Source organism: Streptomyces galbus (assembly GCF_005280195.1).
Lineage (GTDB): Bacteria > Actinomycetota > Actinomycetes > Streptomycetales > Streptomycetaceae > Streptomyces > Streptomyces galbus.
In genome coordinates, this window is record NZ_SZPR01000019.1 from 132,862 (window position 1) to 150,939 (window position 18,078).

Annotated in this window: 18 protein-coding genes and 1 riboswitch; of the genes, 10 read left to right on the forward strand and 8 right to left on the reverse strand. The window is 73.6% G+C overall.

Annotation, left to right across the window (positions count from 1 at the left end):
• Window positions 1-30: 30 nt before the first annotated feature.
• Window positions 31-975 (reverse strand): glucosyl-3-phosphoglycerate synthase, encoded by a 945-nt coding sequence (locus tag E4U92_RS23900; protein WP_137302504.1) that lies wholly within the window; start codon window positions 973-975, stop codon window positions 31-33.
• Between the two features lie 130 nt (window positions 976-1,105).
• Window positions 1,106-1,251: riboswitch (SAM riboswitch) on the forward strand.
• An 18-nt stretch (window positions 1,252-1,269) separates the two neighbouring features.
• Between E4U92_RS23900 and thrC the strand changes: the two genes are divergently transcribed.
• The 6 genes from thrC (at window position 1,270) to E4U92_RS23930 (ending at window position 7,597) form a co-directional block, all read left to right on the forward strand.
• Complete coding sequence (thrC, locus tag E4U92_RS23905; protein WP_137302505.1) at window positions 1,270-2,556, forward strand: threonine synthase; 1,287 nt, start codon at window positions 1,270-1,272, stop codon at window positions 2,554-2,556.
• Window positions 2,553-2,831, forward strand: a complete 279-nt coding sequence (locus tag E4U92_RS23910; RefSeq protein WP_137302506.1) for a MoaD/ThiS family protein — start codon at window positions 2,553-2,555, stop codon at window positions 2,829-2,831. The genes thrC and E4U92_RS23910 overlap by 4 nt, the downstream gene beginning before the upstream one ends.
• Before the next feature lie 426 nt (window positions 2,832-3,257).
• Window positions 3,258-3,461 carry a cold-shock protein gene (locus E4U92_RS23915; protein WP_004986573.1) on the forward strand — a complete coding sequence of 68 codons (204 nt, stop codon included), beginning with the start codon at window positions 3,258-3,260 and terminating at the stop codon, window positions 3,459-3,461.
• A 389-nt stretch (window positions 3,462-3,850) separates the two neighbouring features.
• Window positions 3,851-5,473: a chaperonin GroEL gene (groL, locus tag E4U92_RS23920; RefSeq protein ID WP_137302507.1), complete on the forward strand. Its 1,623-nt coding sequence runs from the start codon at window positions 3,851-3,853 to the stop codon at window positions 5,471-5,473.
• Window positions 5,474-5,701: 228 nt separating this feature from the next.
• Complete coding sequence (locus E4U92_RS23925; RefSeq protein WP_229862557.1) at window positions 5,702-6,853, forward strand: NADH:flavin oxidoreductase; 1,152 nt, start codon at window positions 5,702-5,704, stop codon at window positions 6,851-6,853.
• An 87-nt stretch (window positions 6,854-6,940) separates the two neighbouring features.
• A complete protein-coding gene (locus tag E4U92_RS23930; RefSeq protein WP_137302509.1) occupies window positions 6,941-7,597 on the forward strand; it encodes a hypothetical protein in 657 nt (218 codons plus the stop codon).
• A gap of 24 nt (window positions 7,598-7,621) precedes the next feature.
• On the opposite strand, the gene E4U92_RS23935 is transcribed toward E4U92_RS23930, so the two are convergent.
• From E4U92_RS23935 to E4U92_RS23950, 4 genes are read right to left on the reverse strand one after another with little or no spacing between them, the layout of a single operon-like run.
• Window positions 7,622-8,209, reverse strand: coding sequence for a hypothetical protein (locus E4U92_RS23935; protein ID WP_137302510.1), 588 nt, complete (start codon window positions 8,207-8,209; stop codon window positions 7,622-7,624).
• A 58-nt stretch (window positions 8,210-8,267) separates the two neighbouring features.
• Window positions 8,268-9,710: a PTS transporter subunit EIIC gene (locus tag E4U92_RS23940; RefSeq protein WP_137302511.1), complete on the reverse strand. Its 1,443-nt coding sequence runs from the start codon at window positions 9,708-9,710 to the stop codon at window positions 8,268-8,270.
• A 16-nt stretch (window positions 9,711-9,726) separates the two neighbouring features.
• The gene (gene murQ, locus E4U92_RS23945) at window positions 9,727-10,683 is read right to left on the reverse strand and encodes an N-acetylmuramic acid 6-phosphate etherase (protein ID WP_137302512.1); all 957 of its coding nucleotides are present in this window, start codon (window positions 10,681-10,683) and stop codon (window positions 9,727-9,729) included.
• Between the two features lie 50 nt (window positions 10,684-10,733).
• Window positions 10,734-11,624, reverse strand: a complete 891-nt coding sequence (locus tag E4U92_RS23950) for a MurR/RpiR family transcriptional regulator (protein ID WP_373311512.1) — start codon at window positions 11,622-11,624, stop codon at window positions 10,734-10,736.
• Between the two features lie 55 nt (window positions 11,625-11,679).
• Here E4U92_RS23950 and E4U92_RS23955 point away from each other — a divergent pair, with 55 nt between their 5' ends.
• Window positions 11,680-12,063, forward strand: coding sequence for a hypothetical protein (locus E4U92_RS23955; RefSeq protein ID WP_137302514.1), 384 nt, complete (start codon window positions 11,680-11,682; stop codon window positions 12,061-12,063).
• Between the two features lie 40 nt (window positions 12,064-12,103).
• Window positions 12,104-12,370: a DUF4031 domain-containing protein gene (locus tag E4U92_RS23960; protein ID WP_137302515.1), complete on the forward strand. Its 267-nt coding sequence runs from the start codon at window positions 12,104-12,106 to the stop codon at window positions 12,368-12,370.
• Between the two features lie 9 nt (window positions 12,371-12,379).
• Here the strand turns inward: E4U92_RS23960 and E4U92_RS23965 are convergent, their stop codons facing one another.
• Window positions 12,380-13,471: a GNAT family N-acetyltransferase gene (locus tag E4U92_RS23965; RefSeq protein WP_137302516.1), complete on the reverse strand. Its 1,092-nt coding sequence runs from the start codon at window positions 13,469-13,471 to the stop codon at window positions 12,380-12,382.
• 26 nt (window positions 13,472-13,497) lie between these two features.
• Complete coding sequence (locus tag E4U92_RS23970; protein ID WP_137302517.1) at window positions 13,498-14,142, reverse strand: HD domain-containing protein; 645 nt, start codon at window positions 14,140-14,142, stop codon at window positions 13,498-13,500.
• 66 nt (window positions 14,143-14,208) lie between these two features.
• On the opposite strand from E4U92_RS23970, the gene E4U92_RS23975 reads away from it, so the two are divergent.
• Together E4U92_RS23975 and E4U92_RS23980 are read left to right on the forward strand one after the other, a co-directional pair.
• Window positions 14,209-14,892, forward strand: a complete 684-nt coding sequence (locus tag E4U92_RS23975) for a maleylpyruvate isomerase family mycothiol-dependent enzyme (RefSeq protein ID WP_137302518.1) — start codon at window positions 14,209-14,211, stop codon at window positions 14,890-14,892.
• A 159-nt stretch (window positions 14,893-15,051) separates the two neighbouring features.
• Window positions 15,052-15,798 (forward strand): copper homeostasis protein CutC, encoded by a 747-nt coding sequence (locus tag E4U92_RS23980; RefSeq protein ID WP_137302519.1) that lies wholly within the window; start codon window positions 15,052-15,054, stop codon window positions 15,796-15,798.
• A gap of 31 nt (window positions 15,799-15,829) precedes the next feature.
• Here E4U92_RS23980 and E4U92_RS23985 read toward each other — a convergent pair whose 3' ends face one another.
• Window positions 15,830-17,917: a HelD family protein gene (locus E4U92_RS23985; RefSeq protein ID WP_137302520.1), complete on the reverse strand. Its 2,088-nt coding sequence runs from the start codon at window positions 17,915-17,917 to the stop codon at window positions 15,830-15,832.
• Between the last annotated feature and the right edge of the window lie 161 nt (window positions 17,918-18,078).

The window sequence follows — 18,078 nt, forward strand, 5'->3', positions numbered from 1 at the left end:
ACCGTATACGGGCCGTCGGGTCCGGGGCCCTCACGCCACCTTGCGGGTGGTGTACTCGGCGATCTCGGTCATCGGCGGGCGCTCCTCCGTGTCCACCGAATAGGTGCGGGGCTCGAAGCCGGACTCGCCCCGTTCGAACTGGGTGAGGGCCGGGCGGATCAGGTGGCCGCGGGCCAGGCGGAGCTGGGCGGTGCGGTAGATCGCCGCGGCCATCCGGCCGAGGGCCTGGCCGTCCTGGTGGCGGTGCTTGCGCACCCCGAGGTCGACCTGGGCCAGGGCGTCCAGGCCCACCAGGTGCAGCGCGTCCACCAGCATGCCTAGCTCCACGCCGTAGCCGACGGGGAACGGAAGCTGCTCCAGCAGGGAGCGGCGGGCCGCGTACTCGCCGCCGAGCGGCTGCACGAAGCCGGCGAGCTGCGGCCAGTGCATGTTCAGCAGCGGGCGGGCCATCAGCTCCGTCACCCGGCCGCCCTGGCCGGCCGTGCCGCCGAGGGGGCGGTCGTACATGCCCTTGACCAGGTCGACGTCCGGCTCGGTGAGCAGCGGGCCGACGAGGCCGGTGACGAAGTCGGAGGTGAACTCCCTGAGGTCGGCGTCGATGAAGCAGACGATGTCCCCGCCGGTCACCAGCAGGGAGCGCCACAGCACCTCGCCCTTGCCGGGCACGGCGGGTATGCGCGGCAGGATGGTGTCGCGGTGGACGACCCGGGCGCCCGCGGCGGCGGCCACCTCGGAGGTGCGGTCGGTGGACCCCGAGTCCACGACCACGATCTCGTCGACGAGCGGCGCCTGCTGCACGAGGTCGTGCCGGATGACGGCGACGATCTCGCCGACGGTCTCCTCCTCGTTCAGCGCGGGCAGGACGACGGACACGGTCAGCCCCGCGGCGCGCTTGGCCGCCAGGACCCGGTGGAGGGGGCGGTCGGCCACGGACCAGGACCGGGTGGCCAGCCAGCGTTCGACTTCTTCCAGCACGGTCAGCGGCTCCTCACGGTTGTCTCGCGGTTCGGACGACTATCTCAACTGTCCTGGTCGTCGGTTACAGTCTTGGACAACGCTGGTGACCATCGCATGTCGGGGTCGGCCGGCGTCCACAACCACATACAGCTCATCCAGAGGGGCAGAGGGACACGGCCCGATGAAGCCCCGGCAACCCTCCAGTCGGTTCTCCTGACCTGTGCAGCGAGGCTCCCGGCTAGGGAAGGTGCCAAATCCGTCTCACGGCGAGATGCGTCGTGAGGAAGATGAGGAGAAAGGGCCTCGCCTCACATGGCTGCGCAGACTGTTGAAAGCACGACCGACTCCACCGTCGACCTCGGCCCCGCCGCCGCCCTGAGCTGCCGCGAGTGCGGCCACCGCGTGCCGCTCGGGCCGGTCTTCGCGTGCGAGGAGTGTTTCGGTCCGCTGGAGATCGCCTACGACTTCTCCGCCCACGACACCGAGGAACTGCGCAAGCGGATCGAGTCGGGCCCGGCGAACATCTGGCGCTACGCCCCGCTGCTGCCCGTCCCCGCGGACGTGGCCGACAAGCCGAACATCAACCCCGGCTGGACCAAGCTCGTCCAGGCCGACAACCTGGCCCGCGAGCTGGGCGTCGAGCCCGGCAGGCTGTTCGTCAAGGACGACTCCGGCAACCCGACGCACTCCTTCAAGGACCGCGTCGTCGCCCAGGCCCTGGAGGCCGCCCGCGCCTTCGGCTTCACCACGCTGTCCTGCTCCTCGACGGGCAACCTGGCCGGCGCGGTGGGCGCCGCCGCCGCCCGCGCCGGCTTCCGCAGCTGCGTGTTCATCCCGCACGACCTGGAGCAGGGCAAGGTCGTCATGGCCGCGGTCTACGGCGGCGAGCTGGTCGGCATCGAGGGCAACTACGACGACGTGAACCGCTTCTGCTCCGAGCTGATCGGCGACCCGGCGGGCGAGGGCTGGGGCTTCGTCAACGTCAACCTGCGGCCGTACTACGCCGAGGGCTCCAAGACGCTGGCGTACGAGATCTGCGAGCAGCTCGGCTGGCGGCTGCCGGACCAGATCGTCGTGCCGATCGCCTCCGGCTCCCAGCTCACCAAGATCGACAAGGGGCTGCGGGAACTGGTCGAGCTGGGCCTCGTCGAGGACCGGCCGTACAAGATCTTCGGCGCCCAGGCCGAGGGCTGCTCCCCGGTGTCGGCCGCCTTCAAGGCCGGTCACGACGTGGTCCGCCCGCAGAAGCCGAACACCATCGCCAAGTCGCTGGCCATCGGCAACCCGGCCGACGGGCCCTACGTCCTGGACATCGCCCGGCGCACCGGCGGTGCCGTGGAGGACGTCACGGACGAGGAAGTCGTCGACGCGATCAAGCTGCTGGCCCGCACCGAGGGCATCTTCGCCGAGACGGCGGGCGGGGTGACGGTGGGCGTGACGCGCAAGCTGATCGGCGCCGGGGTGCTCGACCCGTCGCTGACCACGGTCGTCCTCAACACCGGCGACGGCCTGAAGACCCTGGACGCGGTGGCCGGCACCGGCCTGACCGCCACCATCCGCCCGACCCTGGACTCCTTCCGAGAGGCTGGCCTCGCATGAGCGTGACCGTCCGCATCCCCACCATCCTGCGCACCTACACCGGCGGCCGGGCCGAGGTCGCCGCCGAGGGCGCGACCCTCGCCGAGGTCATCGAGGACCTGGAGAAGCACCACACCGGCATCGCCGCCCGCGTCCTCGACGACCAGGGCAAGCTGCGCCGGTTCGTGAACGTCTACGTCGACGACGACGACGTGCGCTTCGAGCAGGGCCTGCAGACGGCGACCCCGGACGGCGCCGGCATCTCCATCATCCCGGCCGTCGCCGGCGGTCAATAACCCTCGGTAATAGCGATTACCGCGCGTTCATCGAATTGCCCCCACCGTGAGAGAAGCGGAGGGGGCAATTCCATGTGGTTGAGCGCGGTAGAGTTGGGGAACCCGCCCCGGATCCAGGAATCGGCGGGCCTTGTTTCCTGCCGCGTGCCCGATGAGAAGTAGCCAAACTGTGTGCTGCCGCCGCGGCTTATGTTCCTTTTATGGGGCCCGACTTGCCCTGAATTCGGACGAATTCTGACCACATTCCGGATCGTCGGCGTCCAGAATTCTCGTCCGATTGACCTGTTGCAGACGGCAGTTGGACAGATACATTCAGCCGCGGTCGACGCGTTCCGGCGCACGCCCCCAACCAGTCTGGGGGGTGAGGTCTGACCCGGATCCGCGAAGTGCGGATCTGTGCAAGGGCCAGTAATAGGGGAGTTAGGCATGGCTCAGGGCACCGTCAAGTGGTTCAACGCGGAGAAGGGGTACGGCTTCATCGCGGTCGACGGTGGTGCGGACGTCTTCGTCCACTACAGCGCCATTCAGATGGACGGCTACCGCACCCTTGAAGAAGGCCAGCGGGTCGAGTTCGAGATCTCGCAGGGTCAGAAGGGCCCGCAGGCCGACATGGTTCGTGTCACCGCCTGAACGTTCACCGCCTGAACGTTCTTCCGCAGTCACTCACCGAGGGGTCCGCGCCCGCCCAGGGCGCGGGCCCCTCGTCCGTGTGCGCGGGGCGCCCGTCCGTTCGCCCCCGGCTGAGTCGTGGCTCGGTCCCCGAGAGCCGCTTGCGCCCGCCCGTCGCCCGGCCACCACCCCTGGAGGAGCACTCGCTCCGCGAGCGCGTCTTGCACTCTCCTAGTCCGAGTGCTAATCATTGGCGTTAGCACTCTGAAGGTGAGAGTGACAGCGAAGGACCGGGTCGGTGAGGCCCGCGGGCCGGGTGGGGCAAGGAACCACCGGGCCGGCGAGCCGTCCGTCGCGGGCGCGGGCGCGGTCCGAAGGAATCACCCCCAGTCCTGGAGGGACCACTTCACATGGCCAAGATCATCGCGTTCGACGAGGAGGCGCGGCGCGGCCTCGAGCGCGGCATGAACCAGCTCGCGGACGCCGTCAAGGTCACCCTCGGCCCCAAGGGCCGCAACGTCGTCCTCGAGAAGAAGTGGGGCGCCCCCACGATCACCAACGACGGTGTCTCCATCGCCAAGGAGATCGAGCTCGAGGACCCGTACGAGAAGATCGGTGCCGAGCTCGTCAAGGAAGTGGCGAAGAAGACGGACGACGTGGCCGGTGACGGCACGACGACCGCCACCGTCCTGGCCCAGGCACTGGTCAAGGAAGGCCTGCGCAACGTCGCCGCCGGCGCCAACCCGATGGCCCTCAAGCGCGGTATCGAGAAGGCCGTCGAGGCCGTCTCCGCCGCCCTGCTGGAGCAGGCGAAGGACGTCGAGACCAAGGAGCAGATCGCCTCCACGGCCTCCATCTCCGCCGCCGACACCCAGATCGGCGAGCTCATCGCCGAGGCCATGGACAAGGTCGGCAAGGAAGGCGTCATCACCGTCGAGGAGTCGCAGACCTTCGGTCTGGAGCTCGAGCTCACCGAGGGCATGCGCTTCGACAAGGGCTACATCTCCGCCTACTTCGCGACCGACATGGAGCGTATGGAGGCCGTCCTCGACGACCCGTACATCCTGATCGCGAACTCCAAGATCTCCAGCGTCAAGGACCTGCTCCCGCTCCTGGAGAAGGTCATGCAGTCGGGCAAGCCGCTGCTGATCATCGCCGAGGACGTCGAGGGCGAGGCCCTGTCGACCCTGGTCGTCAACAAGATCCGCGGCACCTTCAAGTCCGTCGCGGTCAAGGCCCCGGGCTTCGGCGACCGCCGCAAGGCGATGCTGAACGACATCGCCATCCTCACCGGCGGCGAGGTCATCTCCGAGGAGGTCGGTCTCAAGCTCGAGAACACGACCCTGGACCTGCTGGGCAAGGCCCGCAAGGTCGTCATCACCAAGGACGAGACCACGATCGTCGACGGCGCCGGCTCCTCGGAGCAGGTCGCGGGCCGCGTGAACCAGATCCGCGCCGAGATCGAGAACAGCGACTCGGACTACGACCGCGAAAAGCTGCAGGAGCGCCTGGCGAAGCTCGCCGGCGGTGTCGCGGTCATCAAGGCCGGTGCCGCCACCGAGGTGGAGCTCAAGGAGCGCAAGCACCGCATCGAGGACGCCGTGCGCAACGCCAAGGCGGCCGTCGAGGAGGGCATCGTCGCCGGTGGTGGCGTGGCCCTGCTCCAGGCCTCCCAGGTGTTCGAGAAGCTGGAGCTCGACGGCGACGAGGCGACGGGCGCCCAGGCCGTCAAGCTCGCGCTGGAGGCCCCGCTGAAGCAGATCGCCGTGAACGCCGGCCTCGAGGGCGGCGTCGTGGTGGAGAAGGTCCGCAACCTCACCCCGGGTCACGGCCTGAACGCCGCGACCGGCGAGTACGTCGACCTGGTCGCCGAGGGCATCATCGACCCGGCCAAGGTGACCCGCTCCGCGCTGCAGAACGCGGCCTCCATCGCCGCGCTGTTCCTCACCACCGAGGCCGTCATCGCCGACAAGCCGGAGAAGGCCGCTGCCCCGGCCGGCGGCGGCATGCCGGGCGGTGACATGGACTTCTGATCGACCCCGGTCGATCAACCGTCCTGCGGACCGAGGGCGGCACACCCCGTACGACGGGGGGTGCCGCCCTCGGGCGTTCCCCGGGGCCGGGACCGGACGTCCGGGTGGGCTGAATCACAGCCATCGGGCAGCGGGCGCGGAATGAGCGGGCGCGTGGCGCGGGTTGACGTTGACGTGCCATGCATGCGTGTGCACATACCGTCCGGTATATCCCGAAGGAGCCCCCACGTGACCGCGACCACCGCAGAGTCCACCGAGCCCACTCCCGGGTCGTCCGCCTCCCGCGCGGCGCAGATCCTCGCCCGGCCGGTCTCGATCAACGGCCTGACCGTGCCGAACCGCATCGCGATGGCGCCGATGACCCGCATGTTCTCGCCGGGCGGCGTCCCGGGCGAGGACGTGGCGTCGTACTACGCCCGCCGCGCCGCCGCCGGGGTCGGACTCATCGTCACCGAGGGCACCTACGTCGGCCACGAGTCGGCCGGCGAGAGCGACCGGGTGCCGCGGTTCCACGGCGAGGAGCAGCTCGCGGGCTGGGCGAAGGTCGCCGACGCGGTGCACGCGGCCGGCGGCACGATCTTCCCGCAGCTCTGGCACATCGGCATGGTGCGCAGGCCGGGGAAGCCGCCGTTCGAGCAGGCCCCCGCGGTCGGCCCGTCCGGCATCCGGCTGGACGGCACGCAGGACGGCAAGGCCATGACCCGCGGCGACCTGGACGACGTCATCGGCGCCTTCGCCCAGGCCGCCGCGGCCGCCGAGCGCATCGGGTTCGACGGGGTCGAGCTGCACGGCGCGCACGGCTACCTCATCGACCAGTTCCTGTGGGCCGGCACCAACCGCCGTACCGACGCCTACGGCGGTGACCCGGTCGCCCGGACGAAGTTCGCGGCCGAGATCGTCGCCGCGGTGCGCGCCTCCGTGTCGGCCGACTTCCCGGTCGTCCTGCGCTACTCGCAGTGGAAGTCGGACAACTACGACGCCCGGCTCGCCGAGACCCCCGAGGAGCTGGAGGCCGTCCTCGCCCCGCTCGCCGCGGCCGGTGTCGACGCCTTCCACGCCTCCACGCGCCGCTACTGGCTGCCCGAGTTCGACGGCTCGGACCTGAACCTGGCCGGCTGGACGAAGAAGCTGACCGGCCGGCCCACCATCACGGTCGGCTCGGTCGGCCTGGACGGCGACTTCATCCGCGGCTTCGCGGGCGAGGGCTCCCCGGTCAAGGGCCTGGACGACCTCCTCGACCGCCTGGAGCGCGAGGAGTTCGACCTGGTCGCCGTCGGCCGCGCGCTGCTCCAGGACCCCGAGTGGGCCGCGAAGGTGCTCGCCGGCCGCCTCGACGAGCTGAAGCCGTACGACGCGGCGGCGCTGAAGACCCTGAGCTGACCCGGCTTCAGGACGCCGGGCGGACCGTCCGGCGTCCGCCGCCGGGACCTCGGGGGCGCTCTTGCGGACCGGTCCTACGCTGGACGCATGGCCACCGATCCCTTACTCAGGCAAGGCCCCGACTCGACGGATCTGATCCTGCGCCGCGGCTCGCCGGCCGGGCCGGTCCGCATCGCGCTGGCGTCGGCGGGGCCGGCGCTGTTCGTTCCGCTCGCCCTGGTCGTGCCGACCGCGGTCGTCGCCTTCCTGATGACACTGGCCGAGGCGCGGGCGTCGACCGTGTTCGTGGTGGTGGCGGTGATCGCCGGGCTGGAGTACCTGCTCGGCTGGCCGGTGCTGGCCTTGTCCCGGGCCCGGGACATCCTGCGGGTGGAGTTCGCGCCGGCCGGGGTGCCCGCCTCCCTGCGGCTGGTCCGGACCGCCGGGCCGGACGACCGGCTGCCCGTCGACACCCTGCGCGAGGTGCGGCTGACGCACGAGGTGGTGGAGCCGTACGAGGGGGACCACAGGCCGGCCGTCTCCACGCTCGTGCTGGAACTCGCCCTGCGGGACGGCCCGGAGCGGATCGGCCCGCTCCCGTTCGGCGGTGACCCGCAGCGGCTCGCCGACGCGCTGGAGGGCCTGCTCGGTCCGGCCGGGGTGGTGGTGGAGCTGCGCACCGAGCGCAGCACCCGCTCTCGGCCGGTGCCCAACTCCGGGTGGACCTCCGGCGGTTCGGCCTCGGCCGGTTCGGCCGGCCTCTGACCCCCGGGCCGGCCGCGGCGGGTGCTACAGGTTGCCCATGGGCTCGATGTCGACCTTCACCGGGGTGCCCCAGACGCGCAGCACCTCGTAGTCGGTGAACTCGTGGACCAGCCGGTAGGCCATGGCGGGCCGGGACCCGCGGCGCAGTGCGGCCAGGTACAGCTCGGCCTCGCGGCGGTCGCGGCGCGGGGTGCCGCAGAGCTGCCACTCCTGCCCGTTCCACAGCTCCGGCAGCCACCGCTGCTGGGGCTGGGGACGGTCGCCCCGGACGCCGTACCGGGAGGGCGCCGACCCGGGGTGGTCGCCGTGCGGGCGGGACGGACCGTAGGGGTTCTGGCCGCTGTACTCGGAGCGGCGGGCGGCCCGGCGCCGGGTCTCGCACAGCAGGCACAGGTCGGGGGCGCTCTCGTCGACCGGCCCGTTCGGGTGCTCGGCGCACCGGGTGGCGGGCGCGGCGGCGCCGACGCTCTCCTCCAGCAGGTCCAGGGCCCGCCGCAGGTCGGCCTTGACCTCGTGCAGCCGGGCGTCCGGGGTGTCGGTGGTCAGGGCGTCACCGTGCTCGCCGAGCAGGCGGAGGGCACGGCCCAGTGCGGTGAGCTGCGCGTGGTTCATGGTGGGTCGACGCCTCACGGTCTCGACGAGGGGGAGCGGCCTCCAGGGTAGGCCGGTTTCAGCCGGACGACCGGACCGGTTCCGGGGCGCCCGCCCCCGGGGCGGTGCGGGGCGGGCCGTCGGGGAAGCCGGCGACCCAGGTCGCGGCGAAGCCCACCCCGTAGCCGGTGAGCAGGCCGCCCGCGTAGACCGCCGCGGCCGCGGCCAGGCCGTGGGAGCCGGTCAGGAGCGGGAACAGGGCCCAGCCGGAGGGGCCGATGGCCGTGGCGCCGACGCTGTCGCCGAGCATCGCGAAGAACCCGACGAACGCCCCGCCGGCCGCGCCGCCCGCGCAGGCGGTGAGGAAGGGACGGCCGAGCGGGAGGCAGACGCCGTAGATGAGGGGCTCGCCGACGCCGAGCAGGCCGGCGGGGAGGGCCGAGCGGATCGTGGCGCGCAGCGCCGTGTCGTGGCGCAGGCGGACGTACACCGCGCAGGCCGCGCCGACCTGGCCGGCGCCCGCCATGGCGAGGACGGGCAGCAGCGGGGTGGAGCCCTGCTGTTCGATCAGGGTGGTGTGCAGCGGGATGAGGGCCTGGTGCAGACCGAGCATGACCAGCGGCAGGAACAGGCCGCCGAGGAGCAGCCCGGCGACCGCGCCGGTGTGGGTGAGCAGCCAGGTCGCTGCGGTGCCGACGGCCGAGGAGACGGCGCCGGCCACGTACATCAGGCCGTACAGCGTGGTGAGCCCGGCGACCAGGACGGTCACGGTCGGGGTCACCAGGACGTCCAGCGCGTCCGGCACCCGCCCGCGGCAGGCCTTCTCGACGTACGTGGCGAGCAGCGCGGCGGCCAGCGCGCCGAGCACCCCGCCCTGGCCGGGCGCCAGTGCCGCCCCGAACGCCGTCACCTTCGCCACCCCCGGGTACACCACCACGGCGGCGACGGCGCCGCCCAGCACGGGGGTCCCGCCGAACTCGCGGGCGGTGTTGACGCCGACGAAGACCGCGACGAGCGCCATGAACGCGGACGCCACGACGCTCAGGGCGGGCGTGACGCCCGGCAGCCACCCGGCGTTGACCAGCAGGCCGTCGAGCCCGGCGAGGACCCCGCAGCCGACGAGCGCGGGGATCAGCGGGACGAAGACGGCGGCGACGCGGCGCAGGGCCGCCTTCAGGGGCGTGGCGTTGCGCCGCCCGCGCTCCTGGCGCAACGCGGCGCCACGGGCGGCGAGTTCCCCGGCGACGGTGGAGCCGAGCAGTTCCTCGAAGGCGGCCGTCACCCGGGTCACGGCGCCGGGTCCGAGGACCACCTGGTACGTCCCGTCGTCGGCCACCACCCCCAGCACCCCGGGCACGGCCCGCACCGCCTCCTCCCGCACCCGCGCCGGGTCGAGCAGCCCCACCCGCAGCCGGGTCATGCAGTGGGCGACGGACGTGACGTTGGCGGGGCCGCCCAGCAGGGGCAGGAGGGCGGCGGCCGTGGCGCGCGGGCCGGTGGGGTCGGTGCGGTCGGTGCTCATGGGCAGAGCGTGCGGGTCACCCCGGCGTGGCGGCGAGCGCGGCACGCAGATGTCCGCCGGACTCCTCCAGAAGGCGGGCGGCGGTGGGCCCGTCCACCCCGGCGAGCACCACCAGGATCGCGTGCTTCACCTCGCCCCCGGTGGCGGCGAGGGCCGCCTCGATCTCCTCGTCCCCGGCACCGGTGGCGAGCGCGACGATGCGCCGGGAGCGGGCGCGCAGCTTGTCGTTGGAGGCGCGCACGTCGACCATCAGGTTCCCGTAGGTCTTGCCCAGCCGGATCATGGTGATCGTCGACAGCATGTTGAGCACCAGCTTCTGCGCGGTGCCGGCCTTGAGCCGGGTGGAGCCGGTGACCAGCTCCGGTCCGACGACCACCTCGACGGCGTGCTCGGCGGCCGAGGCGAGCGCGCTGCCCGGGTTGCAGGCCAGCCCGACGGTCAGCGCGCCCAGGGCGCGGGCGTGTTCGACGGCGCCGAGGGCGTAGGGGGTGCGGCCCGAGGCGGAGACTCCGACAACGGTGTCGTCGGGCGTGAGGCGCAGGGCGTCCAGGTCGGCGACGGCCAGTTCGCGCGAGTCCTCGGCGCCCTCGACGGAGCTGACCAGGGCGTCGGGGCCGCCCGCGATGAGCCCGACCACCTCGCCGGGTTCGGTGTTGAAGGTGGGCGGGCACTCGGAGGCGTCCAGCACCCCGAGCCGCCCGGCGGTCCCGGCACCGGCGTAGACGAGCCGCCCGCCCCGGCCCATCCGGGCGGCGACGGCGTCGATGACGGCGGCGATCCGTGGCAGCTGGGTCCGGACGGCGGCCGGGACGCCGGCGTCCTCGGCGTTCATCAGCCGCGCGATCTCCAGCGTGGGCAGGCGGTCGATCTCGGCGAGGTCGGCGCGGAACGCCTCGGTGGGCAGGGCGGAGAGCTGCGAGAGCAGGGGGTCGGGACGGGGGGTGCGGGGGCTGCGGGGGGTGTGGGAGGTCATGACGGACGGCTCTTCCCGTTCGGCTGATCACGGACAACGACCCCTACGGTCTACCGGTGCCGGTGCGCGAGGGCCTCGTACGACGCGGCAAGCGCGGGCGCGGCCGACTCGTATGTGCGCTGTGCCACCCCCACGAACAGGCAGTCCACCACCAGGAGCTGACCGGTCCGCGAGGACATCGCGGCCGGCCGCAGCTCGCTCTCCCGGGCCGTCGAGGTGGTCAGCACGTGGTCGGCGTAGGAGGTCACGGCGCTGTCCGGGCGCCCGGTGATCGCCACGGTGGTGGCGCCCCGTTCGAAGGCGACCCGCAGCGGCTCGATGACGTCGCCCGTCGACCCGGAGTGCGTGATGGCGATGGCGACGTCCCCGCCGCGGAGCTGCACGGCGTTGGTGACCGCGAGGTGCGGGTCGCCGGGGGCGTGCGCCATCAGCCCTATCCGCAGCAGCTTCTGCGTGAGGTCCTGGGCGACCAGCCCGGACGCCCCGATCCCGTACACGTCGGTGCGCCGGGCCGCGGCCACCGCGGCCACGGCGGCGCCCAGTTGGGCGGTGTCCAGACCGGCCGCGGTGTCGGCGAGGGTCTGCTGCTCGTCGTAGGCGAGCTTGGCGACGACGTCGGCGATCGGGTCGTCGACGTCGATGTCCGTGGTGATCGCGGGGGAGCGCCCGGACTGCTGCTGGGCGGCCAGCCCGGCGAGGGCGAGGCGCAGGTCGCGGTAGCCGGGGTAGCCGAGGAGGCGGGCGGTGCGCACGACGGTCGCCTCGCTGGTGCCGGTGAGTTCGGCGAGACCGGTGACGGTCAGGGCCGCGCACCCGGCGGGATCACCCGCGACGGCCTCGGCGACGCGCTGCATCGAGCGCGTCATCGAGGGCGCGAGCGTGCGCACCTTGGCGGCGAGCGCGGCCGGCGGAGGGAAAGTTTCCTTCACGTGCTCGGACACAGGTGAAAGTTATTTCCGGTTCGGTGGCCCGGTCAAGAGTGCGCACAATGGGACCATGGATCCCGTGAGCCCCCTGGAACAGGCGCTGCACGCCGCCCGCGCCCGCGTGCTGGCCGACCTCGTCGCGGGCGAGGTGGCCGAGGCGGACGTGGTGTCGATGGTGGAGAACTCCGTCGTGGAGCGCCGCTGGTGGGTGGAGCAGTGGCCCGACGGCGCGGCCTACCTGCCGGGTCTGGTGGCCCAGGACGTGCAGGACGCGCTGCTGGAGCGGTACGGCCGCTGGCCGCTGTGCCCGGTCTGCGGCTCCGGCGACCCGCACGCCCTCGACGTCGAGCCCGAACTCGGCCCGGACCCGCACTGGGTGTGTCACAAGGCGGGCGTGCGGGTCGCGGCCGTCGGCTCGCTCGGCGCGGCGGCGGGGGGCACGCGCCCGTCATGACCGGCTGCGCCGCCCGCACTGTCTGCGGGCTTCTCCCCTCATGACCGTCTACATCGACCCGCCGACCTGGCCGGGGCACGGCCGTCTGTGGTCGCACCTGGTCAGCGACGTCTCGTTCGCCGAACTCCACGCCTTCGCCGAGCGGTTGGGCGTACCGCGGCGCGCCTTCGAGCGCGACCACTACGACCTGCCCTCCCACCGCTACGCCGACGCGGTGGCGGCGGGCGCGGTGGAGATCGGCTCCAAGGACCTCGTGCGCCGGCTCACGGCGGCGGGGCTGCGCCGCCCCAAGGGCCGGGCCCACTGAGGCCCGGGCCTACCGTTCGCGCACGTACAGCCGCATCGCCCGCGCCCCCGGCTCCGTCCGCTCCGCCTCCAGCGGGACCGGGACGAAGCCGGTTCGGCTCACCACGCCCTGCGACGGCAGGTTGTCCTCGTCGATGACCGCGCACAGCGTGCGCACCGCGTCGTGGGTCAGGGCGTGCGCCGTCAGGGTGCGCAGGGCCTCGGTCGCGTAACCGTGGCCGCGGGCCGCCTCCACCAGGTCGTAGCCGACCTCCGTCCGCCCCTCGTCGTCGGGCGGACCGTGGAAGCCCATGCTCCCGAGCGCCCGGTCGTCCTCCCGCCGCACGACGACGAAGACACCGAACTCCGGGTGCAGGACGCCGTTCTCGTACGCCTTGACCAGCATCCCGGCGGCGTCCCGGGCCCCTTGCAGGGGTGCGCCGCCCAGCCAGGCGAAACCGCCGTCGCCGCCCGTGTGCAGGTCGAGGGCGGCGGCCGGGGTCAGCGCCTCCAGGGTCAGCCGCTCGGCGGGCAGGACGAGCGGGTTGACCCAGCGCCAGCCGGTGACCGGCGCGCGGTCGGGCAGCTCGCCGCGGCCGGTGGCCCACCGCAGGGTCGGCCAGGGGCCGGCGTCCGGGCGCACGTGCGGGAACAGCCGGGTGAGCACGCCCGCGCACAGGTCCGCCGGCGGCTCGTACGGCACGCCCAGGCCCTCGGCGATGTCATGGGTGTGCAGCAGCAGCTCGGTCACGGCCATCGCGGCGAAGCCCTCGCGGCCGGCGCTGCCGAAGGGGTACGGGTGGTAGGCGCGGACCGCGCGCGGGGTGGTGCGCACGGCCATCGCCAGCAGGGTGCCGGTCGTCTCGACCACGTCCGCCACGCCCGCCGGGCCGGTGCCCTCGCCGAGGGCGAGCTCGAAGGGGACGTAGGCGTCGGCGGAACGGCCCGCCAGCTGGCCCGCGTAGGCGAGCAGCGTGCCCGCCAGGTGCTCGGCGGTCCGCAGGCAGCTCCACTCCAGCCGGCCGGCCGGCACCCCCTCCCAGTCCCGGTCCGTGACCGACCGCAGCAGCCCGACGCTGCTCGCGACGGCCGCCTCCACCTGATCTCCGCCCCAAGTCCGCATGGGGGAAGCGTAGGCGTACCGCCCGCTCAGCTCGACAGCAGTTCCAGCTCGCCGCCGAGGTTGTAGCGGGCGGTGGCCTCCCAGTGCTCCGCGCCGTAGGGGGTGCGGAACAGGCGGGGCAGGCCGAGCAGTTGGCGCAGGACCTCGGCGCGGCCCGCGCGGAAGGCGTCGTTCGGCACGAAGTGGTACTCCTCGCGGACGGCCGCGGTGTAGGCGGCGTACGCCGAGGGCGCGGAGGCCAGGATCGCGAGGTCCGCGTCGCACAGGACCTGGCCGTTGCGGTCGTCGTCGGCCGGGTCGTGGGTGACGGTGAGGCGCACCAGCCGGGCGACCTCCGCGGTGGTCCCCTCCGGGACGCCCGCCTCGGGCAGGGCGCGCTCGGCGAGCCGGGCGGAGCGCTCCTCGTTCTCGGAGCGGTCCGGCAGGTACACGGCGTCGTGGAACCAGGCCGCCAGCCGCACGGCGTCCGGGTCGTCGGCGTACGCCTGCAGGGTGTCGACGTGGTCGAGGACCGCGGCGAGGTGCGTCAGCGTGTGGTAGTGCCGCTGCGGCTCCTGCCAGCGGCGCAGCAGGGCGTCGGCGTACGTGTCGGGATCGGGGTGGCGCGTGCCCTCCCGGACCGACAGCAGGGTGCGCAGCCAGCGGGACCGCAGGGCGTCGAGATCGACCATGGCCCCATTCTCCGCCTTGTCGCGAGGCGGGGCGGTCCGGGACGCACACCCCCTAGCGTGGGGCCCATGACGACCACGAGTACCGATGCGTACGAGCCGAGGGACCCCGAGCTGCCCGGGCGGCTGCTCGTCACCGAGCGGGACGGGCTGGTGCCGTTGCTGCGGTCCCGCCGGGACGACGACTTCGCGCGGCCGGCCCCCGCGTGTCCGGGATGGACGGTGCGGGACGTCGTCGCGCACTGTTCGTCCGCGCTGATGCGGGTGGTGGAGGGGCGTTTCGAGAAGGGCGTGTTCTCGCCCGCGTCGAACGACCGGGACATCGCCGAGCGGGCCGACTGGCCGAACCAGCGCGTCGTCGACGAGCTGGAGCGCGGGATGACCGAGGCCGGTCCGGCGATCGCGAAGGCGGGGGGCGTGCTCGACCTGGTCGCCCTGGGGGAGTGGGTGCACGGCGGCGACGTGCGGGACGTGTTCGGTGAGCCCGGGGCGTACGGCGGTCCCGGCCTGCCCGACGCGCTGGCCCTGCTGGCGCGGGTGACCCGGGAGAAGGGCCGTCCCGCCCTGCACGCCGACCTCGACCACCTCGACGAGCCGCTGCTGCTCGGCGCCGCCGACGGCGGGCGGACCCCGGCCCGCTTCATCGGCGACGCCCCGACCCTCGTCCGGCTGTACGCGGGGCGCCGGCCCGCGGACGGGGTGTCGTACGAACTCGCCGGGGCGGAGCCGGGGGAGCTGAACATCTTCGACTGACCCCCCGGGGATGTCTCGTCGGTCAGGCCGGGCTCGCGGCCCTGATCCGGCCTGACCGACGAGACACTCCCTTGTGGCCCCCGGGCCCGGCCTCCCGGCGTACCCTGGCATTGGACTAGACCTGTAGCCGCTCCAGGGGAACACGACGGAAGGGGTCCTATGAGCACGCGTGCAGTCCTGGAGGTGATCGCCCTCGACCCCGAGGACGCGGTCGCCGCCCAGGCCGGAGGCGCGGACCGCCTCGAGCTCGTCACCGACATGGCCGCCGACGGGCTGACCCCGTCCGTGGCGACCTTCGCCGGGATCCGCGCCGCCGTCGACCTCGACCTGCGCGTGATGCTGCGGCTGGCGGACGGGTTCGCGGCGGGGGACGTGGCGCGGCTGACCGCGCTGGCCGGCGAGTTGCGGGCGGCCGGGGCCGACCAGTTCGTGCTCGGCTTCCTCGACGCCGCGGGCGAGGTCGACCTGGGCGCGGTCGAGCGGGTCGTCGGGGCGCTGGACGGCTGCCGGTGGACCTTCCACCGCGCGATCGACCGGGCCGCCGACCGCGACGCCCTGCGCAAGCGGCTCGACGGCCTGCCGGGCCTGGACACCTACCTGACGGCCGGTTCCGCGGCGGGCGTCGACGAGGGGCTGTCCGTGCTCGTCGCCGAGGCCGAACGGCGCGGCCGGCCGGGCTACGGGCAGCAGCTCCTGGTCGGCGGCGGCCTGCGCCTGGACCACGTCCCGGCCCTGCGGACGGCGGGCATCGACGCCTTCCACATCGGCGGCGCGGCCCGCCCGGACGGCTGGACCGGCCCGGTCTCGGCGGACGCGGTCGCCGAGTGGCGGCGCGCGGTGGACGGCACCCCGGCTGTCCAGGGGGCAGGGGACATACGGGCCGCGGAGGTGGGCGAACTGCTCTAGGGCCGTCGTTGCGACAGGCCGAAGACACCCGCTAGGACCCGCCCTGGGCCAGTTGCTCCGGCAGGGGGCCCGTGTGGGTCACCGTCAGGCCCGACACCGCCCGGGTGAGGGCGACGTACAGGCGCCGCAGGCCCGTGCGTTCGTCCGGCTCGCCGTCGACCACGGCCCGGGGCTCGTCCAGGACCACGTAGTCGTACTCCAGGCCCTTGGCGAGGGACGCCGGGACCAGGGTGAGGCGGGCCTCGGCGGTCGTCTCCTCGCCGGGCGCGAGGTGGGGCAGCCCGGCGGCCGCGAGGGCGTCCGCCAGCGCGGGGACGCGCGCGTCGGCCGCGATCAGGCCGATGGACCCCTCGTGCCGCAGCGCCTCCTCGCACGCGGCCACCACGTCCGCGTCCCCGGCGACCGCGCGGACCTCGAACGAGCCGGGGTTCTCCCGCACCGACGCCACCGGGGTCAGCCCCGGCGCGATGTGCGGGAGCAGCCGCGAGGCGTAGGCGATCACGTCCGTCGGGACGCGGAAGCCGGCCGTCAGCTCCTCGATCACCGCGTCCCGCTTGCCGAGGTGCCCGAGGGCCTCCTCCCAACTGCGGGTCGCCCAGGGCGTGGTGCCCTGCGCGAGGTCGCCGAGGACCGTCGCCGAACCGGTCGTGCAGCGCCGCCCGACCGCCCGGTACTGCATGGGCGACAGGTCCTGCGCCTCGTCCAGCACCACGTGGCCCAGCGAGTGCGTGCGCCCGATCAGGTCGGTGGCCTCGTCGACCAGTACGGCGTCGGCGGGTGACCACCGGGCGGACTTCACCGAGCGGACCGGCTTCCGCCACAGGATCGTCTTCTGCTCCTCCTCGCTCAGCACGCCCTCGGCCTGCCGGGCGAGGAAGTCCGCGTCGGTCAGCAGCCGCAGGACCAGCTTCGCCGGGTCGACCGGCGGCCACACCGCCTTCACGGCCGCCTTCACCGCGCTGTTGCGGGCGACGGCGTCCTGCACGCGGTCGTCCGGCGCCTCGCCCGAGCGCTCCATCTGCACCAGCACCGCGTGCGCGATGCGCTGCGGCAGGGCCTCGCGGGCGGCGCCGTAGCGGATGTCGCGGTCCAGCAACTCCCGGACGATGTCCTCCAGTTCGTACGCCGGCACCCGCCAGCGCCGCGAGCCGCGCACCACCACGACCGGCTCGGTCGGCGGCGTCACGTGCGAGTACACCGCCCGCCGCAGCACCTCGGCCATCCGGGCGTCGCCCTTGACCACGGCGGCGGCCGCGTCGTCGGTGCCGCGCACCTCCACGTGCGCCACCAGGTCGTCGACCGTCGCCTGCCGCACGGTGAGCTCGCCGAGCGCGGGCAGCACCTGCTCGATGTAGTGCAGGAAGGACCGGTTCGGCCCGATGACCAGGGTCCCGGTGCGGGCCAGCCGCTCGCGGTGCGCGTACAGCAGGTACGCCACCCGGTGCAGGCCGACCGCCGTCTTCCCGGTGCCGGGGCCGCCCTGCACGCACACGGTGCCGCCGAGGCCCGACCGGACGATCTCGTCCTGCTCGGGCTGGATGGTGGCGACGATGTCGCGCATCGGGCCGACGCGGGGCCGCTCGATCTCCTGCTGGAGCAGCTTGCTGGTGCGGGCCGCCTCGCCGGGGTCGGAGAGGTGCTCGTCCTCGTACGCGGTGATGTCCCCGCGCGTGTAGCCGAAGCGGCGGCGCAGCGCGACGTCCATGGGGTCCTTCTTGGACGCCCGGTAGAACGGCTGCGAGACCGGCGCGCGCCAGTCGATGACCATCGGGTCGCCGTCGGCGTCGTGCACGTGCCGGCGCCCGATGTAGAAGCGCTCCCCTCCGGCTCCCTCGGCCTGCTCGGCGCCGGGCGCGTGCAGGTAGTCGAGCCGGCCGAAGAACAGCGGGGTGTCGCTCAGGTCGGCCAGCGCCTTGATGCGGTCGTCGATCTGGCGGGCCAGCACCTCGGCGTTGACCCAGTTGGCGGTGACGTCGCGGATGTCGAGCGACTCGACGTCCTCGCGCATGGCGCGCAGCGCGGCACGGGAGGCGGCCAGGTGGGAGCGTTCGCGGGAGAGGGGGTCGTCGGCGGACAGGAGCGTGGACAAGGGGGTGCCTCCGGGCCTGCGGGACGTCATGGCGGTGGGCCGGCCGGTTTCCGTCCGGTCGGCGGCGCTCCGTGAGGGAGGCGGGCAAGAGCGGAGATTCTAGGACCGCGGGCGGGCGGGGGGCCAATGGATATCCGCCCGGCCCGGGCGCCCCGGAAGGTCCCGACCCCTAGGGGAGGCGTCCCCCGCCC

Excerpts from the sequence above, each read along its gene's own strand:
- thrC (WP_137302505.1), top strand. The coding sequence starts at position 1,270 with ATGGCTGCGCAGACTGTTGAAAGCACGACCGACTCCACCGTCGACCTC.
- E4U92_RS23910 (WP_137302506.1), top strand. The coding sequence starts at position 2,553 with ATGAGCGTGACCGTCCGCATCCCCACCATCCTGCGCACCTACACCGGC.
- E4U92_RS23915 (WP_004986573.1), top strand. The coding sequence starts at position 3,258 with ATGGCTCAGGGCACCGTCAAGTGGTTCAACGCGGAGAAGGGGTACGGC.
- groL (WP_137302507.1), top strand. The coding sequence starts at position 3,851 with ATGGCCAAGATCATCGCGTTCGACGAGGAGGCGCGGCGCGGCCTCGAG.
- E4U92_RS23930 (WP_137302509.1), top strand. The coding sequence starts at position 6,941 with ATGGCCACCGATCCCTTACTCAGGCAAGGCCCCGACTCGACGGATCTG.
- E4U92_RS23935 (WP_137302510.1), bottom strand. The coding sequence starts at position 8,209 with ATGAACCACGCGCAGCTCACCGCACTGGGCCGTGCCCTCCGCCTGCTC.
- E4U92_RS23940 (WP_137302511.1), bottom strand. The coding sequence starts at position 9,710 with ATGAGCACCGACCGCACCGACCCCACCGGCCCGCGCGCCACGGCCGCC.
- murQ (WP_137302512.1), bottom strand. The coding sequence starts at position 10,683 with ATGACCTCCCACACCCCCCGCAGCCCCCGCACCCCCCGTCCCGACCCC.
- E4U92_RS23955 (WP_137302514.1), top strand. The coding sequence starts at position 11,680 with ATGGATCCCGTGAGCCCCCTGGAACAGGCGCTGCACGCCGCCCGCGCC.
- E4U92_RS23960 (WP_137302515.1), top strand. The coding sequence starts at position 12,104 with ATGACCGTCTACATCGACCCGCCGACCTGGCCGGGGCACGGCCGTCTG.
- E4U92_RS23965 (WP_137302516.1), bottom strand. The coding sequence starts at position 13,471 with ATGCGGACTTGGGGCGGAGATCAGGTGGAGGCGGCCGTCGCGAGCAGC.
- E4U92_RS23970 (WP_137302517.1), bottom strand. The coding sequence starts at position 14,142 with ATGGTCGATCTCGACGCCCTGCGGTCCCGCTGGCTGCGCACCCTGCTG.
- E4U92_RS23975 (WP_137302518.1), top strand. The coding sequence starts at position 14,209 with ATGACGACCACGAGTACCGATGCGTACGAGCCGAGGGACCCCGAGCTG.
- E4U92_RS23980 (WP_137302519.1), top strand. The coding sequence starts at position 15,052 with ATGAGCACGCGTGCAGTCCTGGAGGTGATCGCCCTCGACCCCGAGGAC.
- E4U92_RS23985 (WP_137302520.1), bottom strand. The coding sequence starts at position 17,917 with ATGACGTCCCGCAGGCCCGGAGGCACCCCCTTGTCCACGCTCCTGTCC.